The 14,897-nt window shown below is 68.9% G+C and carries 12 protein-coding genes; 10 read left to right on the top strand and 2 right to left on the bottom strand.

The annotated features are described in order from the left end of the window. The first annotated feature begins 16 nt into the window (after positions 1 to 16). The 3 genes from F573_RS0111245 to cysQ are packed head-to-tail and all read left to right on the top strand — an operon-like array spanning position 17 to position 2,233. A complete protein-coding gene (locus F573_RS0111245; protein ID WP_019022664.1) occupies positions 17 to 778 on the top strand; it encodes a hypothetical protein in 762 nt (253 codons plus the stop codon). Between the two features lie 55 nt (positions 779 to 833). Next, positions 834 to 1,385: an ADP compounds hydrolase NudE gene (gene nudE / locus F573_RS0111240; protein ID WP_018869662.1), complete on the top strand. Its 552-nt coding sequence runs from the start codon at positions 834 to 836 to the stop codon at positions 1,383 to 1,385. Beyond that, positions 1,382 to 2,233 (top strand): 3'(2'),5'-bisphosphate nucleotidase CysQ, encoded by an 852-nt coding sequence (cysQ, locus tag F573_RS0111235; protein WP_019022663.1) that lies wholly within the window; start codon positions 1,382 to 1,384, stop codon positions 2,231 to 2,233. The genes nudE and cysQ overlap by 4 nt, the downstream gene beginning before the upstream one ends. 5 nt (positions 2,234 to 2,238) lie before the next feature. Here the strand turns inward: cysQ and F573_RS0111230 are convergent, their stop codons facing one another. Continuing rightward, a complete protein-coding gene (locus tag F573_RS0111230) occupies positions 2,239 to 3,084 on the bottom strand; it encodes a pyruvate, water dikinase regulatory protein (RefSeq protein WP_019022662.1) in 846 nt (281 codons plus the stop codon). 3 nt (positions 3,085 to 3,087) lie between these two features. Then, the gene (gene ppsA, locus F573_RS0111225) at positions 3,088 to 5,463 is read right to left on the bottom strand and encodes a phosphoenolpyruvate synthase (RefSeq protein WP_019022661.1); all 2,376 of its coding nucleotides are present in this window, start codon (positions 5,461 to 5,463) and stop codon (positions 3,088 to 3,090) included. 92 nt (positions 5,464 to 5,555) lie between these two features. Here ppsA and F573_RS0111220 point away from each other — a divergent pair, with 92 nt between their 5' ends. The 7 genes from F573_RS0111220 (at position 5,556) to F573_RS0111190 (ending at position 14,896) form a co-directional block, all read left to right on the top strand. Continuing rightward, complete coding sequence (locus F573_RS0111220) at positions 5,556 to 6,107, top strand: ATP-dependent zinc protease (protein WP_019022660.1); 552 nt, start codon at positions 5,556 to 5,558, stop codon at positions 6,105 to 6,107. Then, positions 6,104 to 7,639, top strand: a complete 1,536-nt coding sequence (locus F573_RS0111215; RefSeq protein ID WP_019022659.1) for an inactive transglutaminase family protein — start codon at positions 6,104 to 6,106, stop codon at positions 7,637 to 7,639. Before F573_RS0111220 ends, F573_RS0111215 begins: the two co-directional genes overlap by 4 nt. Next, positions 7,639 to 8,652 carry an alpha-L-glutamate ligase-like protein gene (locus F573_RS0111210; protein WP_018869656.1) on the top strand — a complete coding sequence of 338 codons (1,014 nt, stop codon included), beginning with the start codon at positions 7,639 to 7,641 and terminating at the stop codon, positions 8,650 to 8,652. Before F573_RS0111215 ends, F573_RS0111210 begins: the two co-directional genes overlap by 1 nt. A 92-nt stretch (positions 8,653 to 8,744) precedes the next feature. Beyond that, positions 8,745 to 12,506, top strand: a complete 3,762-nt coding sequence (locus F573_RS0111205) for a PAS domain S-box protein (protein ID WP_019022658.1) — start codon at positions 8,745 to 8,747, stop codon at positions 12,504 to 12,506. Positions 12,507 to 12,600: 94 nt separating this feature from the next. After that, a complete protein-coding gene (locus F573_RS0111200; protein WP_019022657.1) occupies positions 12,601 to 13,068 on the top strand; it encodes a response regulator in 468 nt (155 codons plus the stop codon). Further along, positions 13,065 to 14,366, top strand: coding sequence for a diguanylate cyclase (locus tag F573_RS0111195; protein ID WP_019022656.1), 1,302 nt, complete (start codon positions 13,065 to 13,067; stop codon positions 14,364 to 14,366). The genes F573_RS0111200 and F573_RS0111195 overlap by 4 nt, the downstream gene beginning before the upstream one ends. Positions 14,367 to 14,419: 53 nt before the next feature. Next, entirely contained in the window at positions 14,420 to 14,896 is a 477-nt protein-coding gene (locus F573_RS0111190) for a transcriptional repressor (RefSeq protein WP_019022655.1), read from the top strand. Position 14,897: the final 1 nt, after the last annotated feature.

The raw sequence follows: 14,897 nt of genomic DNA, 5'->3' as shown, positions 1-14,897 counted from the left end.
AACGACGGGATTGACGATGCACAGAATAACCGAAACACGAACGGCACGCGGACCCGGCGCGATTGCGACGGGGCTGATCCTGGCCCTGGGCGGTGCCCTGGCGACGGCACCCGCCATGGCCATGGATCCGGATGACCCGGACTACGACCCGCTGGAGGACGACAGCCTGTGGGAGGACGGCCCCCCGGGCCCCGGTCAGGTGGATCCCGAGGACGCCCAGACCACCAGCCCGGAACTGCGGATCTACGCCGCGCCGCCGGAAGAGCGCGACACACCGCTGCATCACCACGACAACCACCTGACCCTCGACGAAGACAGCCTGAACGACGGATGGGTGCGGCTGCGCCAGTGCCATAGCGGCCTGGCCGAGATCAGCCGCATGTCCATCGTGTACAATGAGCCGAACATCCGGGGCCTGCGGGTGGCCAGCGCCGACGAGGTCGAAGATGCCTGGGCCGAGGACGACCGGGTCGTCGTCATTGGCGTCACCGAGGCCTCGGAGCTGTGCGTCGAAGCCGAGATGCGCGTGGTCGAGAACCGGGGCAACGGCGAATACGTGCTGGAGAACGGGCCGTTCATGCGCCGCTTCCTGGACGGCTACTTCCCCATGCGCGTGACGCTCACGCTGTCCTGGGGGGATCTGGACCTGTCGCTGGAAGACACGATCCCCGAACGGCAGCCCGGCGTGGACGTCCGGGGTTTCGAGCACGGCTTGATCCTGGACACCACCTTCGAGGGCGAGCTGGAGACCCGGATCCGGCTGAGCCGCGACGAGTGACCCGCGTCCGGGAGCAGCCTGTCTGCTCCCGGACGCCCCGACCGATGGACCCGCAATGAGCCGCGACAAGCCCGCCGTCCACGAACGCCGCACGGTGGCCCGAAGCCGCCTGTTCGAAGTGGAGGAGCTGGACCTGGAATTCAGCAACGGGGCCCACGCCTGTTTCGAACGCCTGGTCAGCCGCGGCAACGGGGCCGTGATCATCGCCCCGGTACGCGACGATGGCCATGTCCTCCTGATCCGCGAATACGCCGCCGGCACCCACCGCTACGAACTCGGCCTGCCCAAGGGGCGCATGGAGCGCGGGGAGGAGATCATCGCCGCGGCCAACCGCGAGATCATGGAGGAGGTCGGTTATGCCGGCCGTCGCCTGACGGCGATGGGCAGCCTGACCGTGGCCCCCGGCTACATGAGCCATCAGACCCATCTGGTCCTGGCCGAGGACCTCTACGAGCAGCGCGCCGAGGGTGACGAACCCGAGGCCATCGAGGTGGTGCCCTGGCCCCTGGATGCCCTGGAGGAACTGGTGCAGCGCGAAGACTGCACCGAGGCCCGCTCCATCGCCGCCCTGTACATGATCCGCGAACACTTAAGGAAACAATCTTGACCGACAATGCATCCGCCGCCGTACCCGAAGGCGCGGCCCTGTCCGCCCTGCTCAACGAGGTCGGCACCGTGGCCGAGGACGCCGGCCGCGCGATCCTCGAGATCTACGAGACCCGCTTTGCCGTCACCGAGAAGGACGACCGCTCGCCGCTGACCGAGGCCGACCTGGCCGCGCATCGGGTGATCAGCGACGGCCTGCGCGAGATCGCCCCGCAGTGGCCGGTGCTGTCGGAGGAAGGCCAGGACATCCCGTTCGCCACCCGTCAGGACTGGGACACCTACTGGCTGATCGACCCGCTGGACGGCACCCGCGAGTTCGTGAAGCGCAGCGGCGAGTTCACCGTGAACATCGCGCTGATCCACAACCACGAACCGGTGCTGGGCGTGGTCTGGTGCCCGGTGCTGCAGCGCCTGTACGCCGGGCAGATCGACGGCGAGGCCTTTCGCCGTGACGCCGACGGGCCGCGCACGTCCATCCACGTGTCCACGCCACGCTCTCCGGAAGAAACGGTCCGGGTGGCCGGCAGCCGCTCGCACGGCGCCGAACGCCTGAACGCGGTGCTGGAACGGCTCGGCCCGCACGAACTGGTCAGCCTCGGCAGTTCCATGAAGCTGTGCCTGGTGGCCGAGGGCAGCGCCGACATCTACCCGCGTCTGGGACCGACCTCGGAATGGGATACCGCCGCCGCCCACGCGGTGGTGCGCGCGGCCGGAGGCCGCGTCACCGACCTGGACGGCAACGACCTGCGCTACAATACCCGCGACAGCCTGCTGAACCCGGAATTCCTGGTCTGCAACGGCGACCCCGCCGACTGGCTCGCCCGCCTGGGCCTGCCCGACGCCGCATAACCCCCTCAGCGCGCCGGCGGGTCCAGCAGGTCGCGCACCCGGGTGGCGATCTCCTCGATCGAGCGTTCGGTCACGTCCAGCTGCGGGATTTCCCAGACCTCCAGAAAGGTCGCGATCGCCCGGGTCTCGGACCGGCACTGCTCCAGGCTGGCGTAGCGGCTGCCCGGGCGCCGCGCCTCGCGGATCTGAGCCAGCCGCTGCGGGTGAATGGTCAGGCCGACCATGCGTCCCTCCAGCCCGCGCAGGGGCTGCGGCATGTGCGGCGTCCCGCCATGATCCAGGTCTTCCGGCACCAGCGGATAATTGGCCGCGAACAGGCCGTAGTGCATCGCCAGATACAGGCTGGTGGGGGTCTTGCCCGAACGCGAGGCCCCCAGCAGCACCACGTCGGCCACCGCCAGATCGGTACTGGCCAGGCCGTCGTCGTGCGCCAGGGTATAGTTGAGGGCATCGATGCGGCGGTCGTAACGCTCGGCGTCGCCGCGCCCGTGGGCCCGCCCCGGAACCGCCTCGGCCTGCGCCCCCAGGATCGCCTCCAGGCGTCCCAGGTGTTCCCCGAGCACGTCGATCACCGGCACCGGGCAGTGCTCCAGCTGCGCCCGCAGCTGCCCATCGGCCAGCGTCGCCACCACCAGCGCCGGTTGCGGCCCCTGCTCGATGCGCGCGAACGCCGACGACAGACGCCCGGGTGACTGCACGAAGGGCAGGCGATGCCAGTCCGGCGTAAGCGCCGGAAACTGGGTGAACAGCGACCGCGCCAGGGTCTCCGCGGTAATGCCGGTCCCGTCGGAGACCAGATAGACCTGCGGGCAGCGCGGTTCGCCCGAAGCAGCCGGATCGCCGGCGCCCATCGTTCAGCCCCCGCCGCCCGCCTGACGCAGCTGCGCCAGGCTCTTCCAGGTGGAGATCAGCGCATCCGGGTTGAGCGACAGCGAGTCGATACCCTGTTCCATCAGCCAGCCGGCCAGCTCGGGGTAGTCCGACGGCGCCTGGCCGCAGATCCCCACGTACTTGTCCTTGCGCCGCGCCGCCTGGATGGCCAGCGCCAGCAACTGCTTCACGGCGTCGTCGCGCTCGTCGAAGGAGTCCGCCACCAGCCCGGAATCCCGGTCCACGCCCAGCGTCAGCTGGGTCAGGTCGTTGGAGCCGATGGAAAACCCGTCGAAGCGCTCGAGGAAGGCATCGGCCAGCAGGGCGTTGGACGGGATCTCGCACATCATCACGACCTTCAGGCCGTTCTCGCCGCGCTTCAGGCCTTCCTCCTCCAGCACCTGCAGGACGTCGTCGGCCTCTTTCAGGGTGCGCACGAAGGGCACCATGATCTGCACGTTGTCCAGGCCCATCTCGTCGCGTACCCGGCGCAGCGCCTCGCATTCCATCGCGAACGCCGGGCGGAACACCGAGGCGCGGTAGCGCGAGGCGCCGCGGAACCCCAGCATCGGGTTCTCTTCCTCCGGCTCGTAGCCGGTCCCGCCGATCAGATGCGCGTATTCGTTCGACTTGAAGTCCGACAGCCGCACGATCACCGGCTCCGGCGCGAAGGCCGCCGCCAGGGTCGCCAGGCCTTCCGACAGCTTGCGCACGAAGAACTCGCGCGGGCCGTCATCGAAGCCGTGCAGACGCTCGGCGATCCGTTCGCGCACCGCCGGCTCGAGGCGCTGCGGATCCTCGGCATAGTCCAGCAGCGCCAGCGGATGCACGCCGATGGTGCCGTTGATGATGAACTCCAGCCGCGCCAGGCCGATGCCCGCATGCGGCAGCTGCGAGAAGGCGTAGGCGCGCCCGGGGTTGGCGACGTTGAGCATCAGCTTGAGCGGCAGCTCCGGCAGCTCCTCCGGGCTGGCCTGCTCCACCTCGAAGGGGATGTGCCCCGGGTACACGTAGCCGTCGTCGCCCTCGGCGCAGGACACGGTGGCCTCGAAGCCGTCGCGCAGCTTCTCGGTGGCATCGCCGCAGCCGACCACTGCCGGCACGCCCATCTCGCGCGCGATGATCGCCGCGTGGCAGGTGCGCCCGCCGCGGTTGGTCACGATGGCCGCGGCGCGTTTCATGATCGGCTCCCAGTCGGGGTCGGTCATGTCCGCCACCAGGATGTCGCCCTCTTCCATGCGGTGCATCTCGTCGGGCGACTCCAGCACCCGCACCACGCCGCTGCCGATCCGCGAACCGATCGCGCGCCCGGTCACCAGCGGCTCGACGTCATGCTCGCCCAGCCGGTAGGTCTCGCCACCGCCGACCTCCACCCGGCTCTCCACCGTCTCCGGGCGCGCCTGCACGATGAACAGCTCGCCGGTCTCGCCGTCCTGCGCCCATTCGATGTCCATCGGCCGGCCATAGTGCTGCTCGATCGCCACCGCGAAACGGCCCAGCTGCTCGGCGTCGGCATCCGACAGGCAGAAACGCCGGCGCAGCTCTTCCGGGGTATCCTCGGTCTGCGTGCCGTCCTCGGTCAGCACCATGCGGATCGCCTTGGTGCCCAGCGTGCGGCCGATCACCGCGCGCTTGCCGGCCGCCAGCGCCGGCTTGTACACCTGATATTCGTCGGGGTTCACCGAACCCTGCACCACGGTCTCGCCCAGGCCCCAGGCGCCGGTGATGAACACCGCGTCACGGAAGCCGGTTTCGGTATCCAGGGTAAAGATGACCCCGGAGGCGCCGATGTCCGAGCGCACCATGCGCTGCACGCCGGCAGACAGCGCCACCTCGTCGTGGGCAAAGCCGTTGTGCACGCGGTAGGCGATGGCACGGTCGTTGTACAGGCTGGCGAAGCACTCGCGCACCCGCTGCAGCAGCGCATCGATGCCGCGCACGTTGAGGAAGGTCTCCTGCTGGCCGGCGAACGAGGCCTCGGGCAGGTCCTCGGCGGTGGCCGACGAGCGTACCGCCACCGGCACGTCCTCGCCCAGCTTCGCGTAATGCTCGCGGATCGCGTCTTCCAGCTCCGCGGGCAGCGGGGCGGCCTCGATCCAGCCGCGCACCTCGCGGCCGGCGTCGCGCAGGGCCTCGATGTCGTTGATGTCCAGCCCGGCGAGGCGGTCCTTGATGCGGGCATCCAGCCCGTCGCGCGCCAGGAACGTGCGAAACGCCGACGCGGTGGTGGCGAAACCGCCCGGCACCCGGACTCCGGCAGCCCCCAGCTGCCCCAGCAGCTCGCCCAGCGAGGCATTCTTGCCACCGGTCTCGGCAACATCGTTCATGGTCAGGTCGGCGAGGTCGATCACCCAGCTCATGGCCGGCTCCTTGATTGTGTGAATCGGGTTCGAGCGGCTCAGGCAAACATGCCGTATCCTCGAGAGCTCTTCCCTGCATCCTTACGGACGGTATGCACCTGCCCTTCAGTGTACTCAAATCGGCCGCGCTTTTTGTGGCCCTCCTGCCGGGCCTGACCTGGCTCCCCGCCGTGGCGGAATCGGGTTCTTCGCTGACGATCCTCGGCACCGTCGAGGATGCCAGCATCGTGCAAGAAGACATCACCCTGGAGGCACGCCTGGATACCGGCGCCACCTCCTCCTCCCTCAACGCCCTGGAGCAGGAAACCTTCGAGCGCGACGAGGAGGAGTGGATCCGCTTCGAAATCGTCGACCCGGAGGACGAAGACGCGCGCCTCACGCTGGAACGCCCGATCGAGCGCAGTGCCCGCATCCGTCAGCATAGCGGCGAACTCGATGAACGGCACGTCGTGCGCCTCGAACTGTGCCTCGGCGACCGGAAGATCGAAGCCGACACCACCCTGGTGGACCGCACGGAACTCACCTACCAGCTGCTGGTGGGCCGCAGCCACATGGCCGGGCACATCCTGGTGGACTCCGGCAACGAACACCTGCTGCCACCGGACTGCCCGACGGACGAAGACAGCACTGACGCCGTCGAATGAAACGGTTCCATCTGCCCCTGCTGATCCTGCTCCTGCTGGGGGCGGGGTTCGGCATCTTTCTCTACAAGGCCACCCTGCTCGACATGCCCCTGCAGCCGGGTGCGACGGCCGACACCTGGGTGGTGGAATCGCGCATCCGCTTCCAGCCAACCGGCGGGGCGGCCGAAGTCCGGCTGCGCATCCCCGAACGGCTCCCGAACTTCGCCCGGCTGGACGAGAACTTCATATCCCGGGGCTACGGCCTGACCACCTCGCACGGCACGGATGACCGCGTCGCGCAGTGGACCTCGCGCGACCCGCGCGGAGAGCAGACGCTCTATTACCGCACCACGCTCTATCGCGACGCCAGCGCCGGCCCCCATGCGGAGTACCCCGGACCGGTGGCGCCCCGCGAATGGGACGAACCCTTCGATTCGGCCGCCGAAGCCCTGATCCAGAGCGTGCGCGAACGCTCCTCCGGCATCCAGAGCTTTGCCACGGTGCTGGTCCGGGACCTGGGAGGCACCGGAGCGAACGGCAACGCGTCGCTGTTCGTGATGGATGACGGCGACCGCGAACTGCGCACGCAGACCCTGATCGACCTGCTCTCCGTCGCCCGCATCCCCGCCCGCGCGGTCACGGTCATCCCGCTGCGCGACGGGCATCGCAATATCGAGCCGGAGACCTGGCTGGAGGTGCACAACACCGAGCGCTGGGTTCCGGTGCATCCGCTGAACGGCAACATCGACTACCCCGACGACGTGGTGGTCTGGAGCCATGGCGATGCGCCGATCCTCGAGGTCCGTAACGGCACCGGGGAAGAACTGCGCTTCGCGGTGACCCGCAGCGTGCAGGACGCGCTGGGCACCGCTCAGCGTCTGGGGGAGACCCTGGACACCCGAATCCTCGATTTCTCGCCGCTGGAACTGCCGCTGGGCACGCAGAACACCTATCGCGTGCTGCTGATGGTCCCGCTGGGGGCCGTGATCATCGTGCTGCTGCGCAACGTGATCGGCATCCAGACCTTCGGCACGTTCATGCCGGTGCTGATCGCCCTGTCCTTTCGCGAGACCCAGCTGCTGGCCGGAGTCATCCTGTTCACCCTGATCGTCTCGCTCGGACTGGCGGTGCGTTTCTACCTGGAACACCTGCGGCTCCTGCTGGTACCCCGCCTGGCCGCCGTGGTCAGCGTGGTGATCATGCTGATGCTGGCGCTCTCGATCCTGGCCCACCACCTGGGACTGGAACGCGCGCTGGCCCTGTCGCTGTTCCCGATGGTGATCCTGGCCATGACCATTGAGCGCATGTCGGTGGTGTGGGAGGAACACGGCCCGACGGACGCGATCTCCCAGGGGGTCGGCAGCCTGATCGTGGCGGCCGCGGCCTATGGCCTGATGGCCAGTCGCCAGCTCGAGCACCTGCTGTTCGTGTTCCCCGAACTCCTGCTGGTCATCCTCGCCGTGACCCTGCTGCTCGGGCGTTACACCGGCTACCGCGTGACCGAGCTGTTCCGCTTCGGGAAGATGCAGGACGCCCTGAGGAAACCCGACTGATGGGCGGCTGGTGGCCCCGTTTCGTGCGCCCGTCGACCCTGCGCCGGCAGGGCATCCTCGGCATGAATGCACGCAACGGCCTGTACATCGCCGAATACAACGCACGGCGCCACTATCCGCGCGTGGACGACAAGCGGATGACCAAGCAGCTGGCCAGCGCCGCCGGCCTGGCCGTGCCGGAGCTCATCGGTGTCATTCACAGTCACCACCAGCTGCGCGGCCTGGAACGGCAACTGCGCGAATACGCGAACGGTTTCGTCATCAAACCGGCCCATGGCGCGGCCGGCGACGGCATCATGGTGATCTCCGGCTGGCGCGGTGAGCGGCTCCGCCGGGCCGGCGGGCGCATGCTCGAGATCAGCGAGCTGCAGGACCATGTGTCCGGGATCCTGTCCGGGATGTACAGCCTCGGCGGGCGTCCGGACGTGGCACTGATCGAGGAGCGCGTGGAGTTCTCCGAGGTCTTCGCCGAGGTGACCCATACCGGCGTTCCGGACATCCGCACGGTGGTCTATCGCGGATACCCGGTAATGGCCATGCTGCGCCTGCCGACGCAGGAATCGGACGGCAAGGCCAACCTCCACCAGGGGGCGGTGGGCACCGGCATCGACCTCGCAAGCGGACACACCCTGGGCGGCGTGCAGCACAACCAGCCCGTATGGGTCCACCCGGACACCGAGGCCAGCCTGGTGGACCTGGCGATCCCGGGGTGGGACAAACTCATGGAACTCGCCGCGGGCTGCTACGAACTCAGCGGCCTCGGCTATCTGGGCGTCGACGTGGTCATCGACCGCCGCCACGGCCCGCTGATTCTGGAGCTCAACGCCCGGCCGGGGCTGGCGATCCAGATCGCCAATGGCGAAGGCCTTCGCCCCCGCCTGCGCGCGGTCGACGAACACATTCGCAAGACCGCCGAAGAACCCCAGGCGGCACGTGCGGCCTGGGCCGCCGCCCGTTTCGGCTGCCGCCCCGCCGGCTTCGGCGCCGTACCGCACGAACGCCACGCCGACTGACGCTGCCCCCGCCTCGTGCGGGCAGACGCTGCGTGGCAGAATTGGCGGCCCTGTCTCCCGACCGCCGCCCGATCTTCGGCGGGCAACACGCCATGGATCCCGAGAACACGCATTCCGCCTTCTTCGAACACGCCCCGGTCGGCATGGCCGTGGTGGACGCCGACGGGTGTCTGCGCGCCGCCAACCGGCGCCTGTCCGGGCTGCTGGACCGGGAAGCGGACGTCCTCGTCGGGCAGACGCTGACGGTGTGGTTGGCCTCCGCCGAGGCCGACCGGGTGGCAGCCGCGATCCATTCGCTCATTCACGGCGACACCGGCGAGTGGCGCGACGAATGCCGCCTGCTCCCCCGGCAGGGCCCGCCGCTGTGGGTGGAACTGGCGCTGAGCCGCCTGCCCGACGCCGATGATGGCGCCGCGCGCCTGGCCCTGACCGCCACCGACATCGACGCACGCAAGGCCAGCGAGGCCGAGCGCGACGAACTCGAACATTTCTACCAGCAGACGTTTACCAACAATGTCGCGGTCAAGCTGCTGATCGACCCGGACGACGGCCGCATCGTCGACGCCAATCCCGCCGCGGAGACCTTCTACGGCTGGTCGATCGAAGAGCTGAAAAACCGCCCCATCCAGGCGATCAACACCCTCTCCGCGGAGGAGGTGCAGGCCGAGATGGAACGGGCCGCTGAGGAGGAGCGGCTGTACTTCCGCTTTCGCCACCGCGTCGCGAGCGGTGAGATCCGCGACGTGGAGGTCTATTCCGGCCCGGTGTGGCTGCGCGGCAAGCGCTATCTGCACTCCATCATCCACGATGTCACCGAACACCATCGGGCCGAACGCGAACAACGGGAGCTGCTGCAGATCCTGGAAGCCGCGCCCGATTTCATCGGCATGGCCGACCCCGATGGCCGCATCCTGTACCAGAATCCTGCATTCGACCGCGCCCTGGGCCTGACCGGACGGGCGACGCCGGGCGAACGCGCCATCGACGATTTCCATCCCGAGCCCGTACGCCGGCGAGTAAAGGAAGAGGCCCTGCCGACCGCGGCACGCGATGGTGTGTGGCGGGGCGAGACGGAACTGCGCACGGCGGACGGCAAATCGCTCCCGGTGTCCCAGACCATCGTGGCGCATCGCGACGACACGGGGGCGGTGCATCGCTACTCCACCATCCTCCACGACATCTCCGCGATCCGCGCCGCCGAGGCCTTCCGCAACCAGCTGCTGGAAAGCCTCGCCGAAGGGGTGTTCGGCCTGGACCGTGAAGGCCGTTACACCTTCCTCAACCCGGCGGCCTGCCGCCTGCTGGGATACGAACGGGAGGCCGATGCCCTGGGTCTGGCATCCCACGAGACCTCCCGTCACAGCCACGCCGACGGCAGCCCCTACCCGCTGGAAGACTGCCCGATCTACCGCGTGCTGCAGACCGGCAAGCCGCTGGAGGCCTGGGAGGACGTCTTCTGGCGCCCCGACGGGCATGCCTTCCCGGTGCTGGTCTACGCCGCCCCCCTGCACGGTTCAGAAGGTGAACCGACCGGGGCGGTGGTGTCCTTCCAGGACATCAGCGAGCGCAAGGCCGCGCGCCAGCGCATGGAGACCCTGCTGCAGACCAGTCCGGCGGTGATCTACACCATGGACCCCGCCGGGTTCGCCACCATGACCTACCTCAGTAACAACGCCGAGGCCGTGATCGGCTGGCGGCCGGAGGAGGTGACCGGCAACCCGCGCTGGCTGGAGCACCACATCCATCCCGATGACCATGCCGCCAACATTGAAGCCGTGGGGGCCTGGCTGGCCGCGGGGGCGCGTGGCACCTGTCGCCTCCAGTACCGCCAGCGCCACGGTGATGGCCACTGGATGCACATCGAGGACCAGCTGGTCGCGCTGCGCGACGGGCAGGGTCGGGTCAAGGAACTGGTGGGCGCATTCCAGGACGTCAGCGACCGCGTGGAGAGCGAAACCCGCCTGCGCACCATCGCCCGTCACCTGCCGGGCGCCCTGTATCAATACCGCGAGGATGCCGACGGCACCCCCGGATTCCCGTATTTTGGCGAAGGCCTGGAGCAGCTCACCGGCCTCCTGCCCTCGGAGGCTACCGGGGATGCCGCACGTCTGTTCTCGCGCATTCCCGCGGAGGACCTGGAGGCGCTCCGCGCCAGCGCGGCCCGTTCGCGGGAGACCCTCGAACCCTGGCAGCAGCACTTCCGTGTGCGACACCCGCAACGGGGCGAGGTATGGCTGGACGGCCGGGCCACCCCGGAACGCCAGGACGACGGCAGCACGGTCTGGAACGGGGTGCTGGTGGACATCACCACCCGGGTCGCGGCCGAGCAGGCGCTGCGTCAGCGCGAGGCGGAGCTCAACCAGGCGCAGCGGATCGCGCGCATGGGCAGCTGGGTCTCGGATTTCCGCGTGAACGAGATCCGCTGGTCGGACGAGATCTACCGCATCTTCGGCCGCCAGCCGGAAGACGGCCCGGTGACCCACGAGACCTTCATGGAGACGGTCCATCCACATGACCGCGCGGCAGTACAGGCGGCGCTGGAGGCCTCGTTCGCCGGCGAACCCTACGACATCGTGCACCGCGTGGTCCGGTCGGACGGCGAGGTCCGTACCGTGCGCGAGCGCGGCCACACCGAGTTCGACGACACCGGCCAGCCGATCCGCATGCTGGGCACGGTGCAGGACATCACCGAACAGCGCCAGCTGGAGGACAGCCTGCGGCGTCTGGTCTCGATCCTCGACAGCACCCCGGACGTGGTCTCGATGCACGGCCCGGACGGGGCGATGCTCTACCTCAATGCCGCCGGCCGCCGGCTGATGGGCCTGCCGGAGCCCGAGCTCGCCGACCACTGGGACCCCGAGACCGGCTGGAACCGCGCCGGGCTGCCGGGCGAGATGGACACCGTGGAAGGCACCATCGAGCGCGTGCATCCGCCCTGGGCGCTGGAGCGCGTCCGCGAGGAGGCCCTGCCGGCCGCGATGGAACACGGCCTGTGGCAGGGCGAGACCGCGCTGCTGGATGGCGAGGGCCGCGAACGACCGGCGTCGCAGGTGGTGCTGATCCATCGCGACGCGGATGGTGCGATCGCCCAGACCTCGACGATCATCCGCGACATCACCGAGCGCAAGCGCATCGAGATGGAGCTGGAACGCTCCAATGCCGAGCTGGAGCAGTTCGCCTACGCGGTCTCGCACGACCTGCAGGAGCCGCTGCGCATCAACAACAGCTACCTCGGGCTGCTGGAGCGGCGCCATGCCGAGGCACTGGACGACAAGGCCCGGCGCTACATCGACACCGCCACCGACGCGGCCGCGCGCATGCGGCAGATGATCCAGGACCTGCTGGAGTACTCCCGGGTTCAGCGCATGGGCGAGGCCTTCGCGCCGGTGGCGCTGGACCGGGCGCTGGACGATGCCTGCGACAATCTGCAGGCCGCCATTGCCGACAGCGGGGCCCGCATCACCCGCGAGGCGCTGCCCACGGTGCAGGGGGACGCCGGCCAGCTGATGCGGCTGTTCCAGAACCTGCTGTCCAACGCCATCAAGTACCGCGCCCCCGAAACCACCCCGGAGATCCACGTGGGCTGCACGGACCGGGGCGATCACTGGGAGATCCGCGTCACCGATAACGGCATCGGCATCGATCCGGAACAGATCGGACGCATCTTCCAGGTCTTCCAGCGCCTGCACGGTCGCGGCGAGTACGAGGGCACCGGCGCCGGGCTGGCGCTCGCCCGGCGAATCGTCGAGCGCCACGGCGGGCAGATCCGGGCCGAGTCCGAAGGCGAGGGGCACGGCACGACGTTCTGCTTCACCCTCCCGCGGCAACCAATGGCTGCGGCTGCCCCCGAGTGAACTCCAGCGCGGAGCGACGGGACAATCGCATTGGCCACAGGGCAATCGATAGACTACCGTCAACTTCAGAATTGCCAGCACCGGACCGTAACCGATGAAACCCGTCACCATCCTCCTGGCCGAAGACTCGCCGGAAGACGTCGAGCTCCTGCAGGAGGCCTTCGAGCACCATCAATTCTCGGCCGACCTGCGCCCGGTACGCGACGGGGTGGAGGCCATGGCCTATCTGCGCGGCGAAGGTCCGTACGCCGACGCACCCCGGGCCGACCTGCTGCTGCTGGATCTCAACATGCCCCGCATGGACGGCCGTCAGGTGCTGAGCGCGGTCAAGAACGATCCGCAGCTGCAGACCCTGCCGATCGTGGTCCTGACCACCTCCTCGGCACCGGACGACGTCGTGCATTCGTACACCCATCGGGCCAATGCCTTCCTGACCAAGCCGGTGGATTTCGACGAATTCCTCGAACTGATCCGGTGTCTGGGCGATTTCTGGATCGACAGCGTCTGCCTGCCTTCGCGCGCGGGCCTGCCCCCGTCGGACCCGTCCCGGATGTGCCCATGACCCGGCATCGGCTCCTGCTGGTCGAGGACAACCCGGCCGACGCCGACCTGGTCGAGGACCTGCTGGAGGAAGTCGCCGACCCGGGGTACACGGTGGAACGCGCCGGCCGCCTGGATCAGGCCCTGCAGCTGCTGAAGGAGCGTCCCTTCAGCGTTGCCCTGCTGGACCTGGGACTGCCCGACTCCCAGGGCCTGGACACCCTGCGCCTGCTGCTGAAGGCGAGCGCCGGCGTGCCGGTGGTGGTCATGACCGGCCACCAGGAACATGGCACCGGCACCGGGGCGATTCGCCTGGGGGCCCAGGATTTCCTGCCCAAGGACGAGCTGCAGCCCGACCTGCTGTCGCGCGCCCTGCGCTATGCCATGGAGCGCTACCGCAGCCAGCGCGAACTGCGCCTGATGGCCGCCGCCTTCGACAGCGCCCAGGCGATCCTGGTCACCGGCCCCGACGGCCGGATCCTGCGCACCAACCCGGCCTTTACCCGCATTACCGGATACGCCGAGGAGGAGGTCCTGGGCGAAAACCCGCGCATCCTGCAGTCCGGTCATCAGGACCTGGAGTTCTATCACCGCATGTGGACGGAACTGCAGACCCGCGGGCAATGGGAAGGCGAGATCTGGAACCGCCGGCGCGACGGGACGGTGTATCCCCAGTGGGAGACCATCAGCGCGGTGCACAACGAGGCCGGCCAGCTCGAATACTACGTTGCGGTGTTCCACGACATCTCGGAGCAGAAGCGCCTGGAGGCGGAACTGGAACGGGAGGCGACGACTGACCGCCTGACCGGCCTGTTCAACCGCCAGCGCTTCGATGCCGAGCTGGAGCGCGCCCTCGCCCGCACGCGTCGCTACGGAACCGACGCGGGAGCGATCCTGTTCGACATTGACCATTTCAAGCGTCTCAACGATACCTGCGGCCACGACGCCGGCGACCGCGTACTGGTCGAGCTGTCGCGCCGGGCAACCGACGCCCTGCGCCGGACCGATTTCCTTGCCCGCTGGGGCGGCGAGGAGTTCGTCGTGCTGCTGCCGGAAACCGGCCCCGACGGCGCCCGGCGGATGGCGGAGCGGCTGCGCCGCGAAGTGGCCGCCACGGCGTTCGAGGGGGCGGGGCACGTGACCGTCAGCCTCGGGGTCACCGTCATCCACCCGGACGACGATGCCGATACCCTGCTCAAGCGGCTGGACAACGCGCTCTATGATGCCAAGCACGTGGGCCGCAACAGCGTGGTCTATCATCATCGCGATCCCGGGGAAGACGCCGACGCCGAGGCCCCTCCGCTGTCGCTGCTGCAGTAAGCGCTCCGGACCGTGTTCGCCCCCGCGCGTGCATATGGATTAAGCTTGGCGGCATGACCACGGCCACCCGCCAGCACACCACCGACGACGCCGCAATCCAGCAGGCCCTGAACGAGGCCGAGCGGGTCTGCACCCGGCGCGGCGCGCGCCTGACCGAGCAGCGCCGCCGCATCCTCGAACAGATCCTGCGCACCGACGGCGTGATCAAGGCCTACGACCTGATCCACGCGCTGTCGTCCGAGGACCGCAGCATCAAGCCGCCGACGGTCTACCGTACCCTCGCCTTCCTGCTGGAGCAGGGCCTGATCCACCGCATCGAGAGCCTTAACGGCTTCGTCGCCTGCAGCCACCCCGGGGAACGCCACGAATCCGCGCTGATGATCTGCGACGGCTGCGGCCAGATCATCGAGTTCCACACCCCGGACACCGCCAGCCATGCCCTGGAGGCCGCCGCGGCCGAGACCGGCTTCGCCATCGAGACCCGCACCGTGGAACTCCACGGCCTGTGCCGCGACTGTCAGTCGACCTGAC

Origin of the sequence: Thioalkalivibrio sp. ALE23 (genome assembly GCF_000378545.1) — a bacterium.
Taxonomy (GTDB): Bacteria; Pseudomonadota; Gammaproteobacteria; order Ectothiorhodospirales; family Ectothiorhodospiraceae; genus Thioalkalivibrio.
This window is presented reverse-complemented; position numbering and strand designations above follow the sequence as displayed.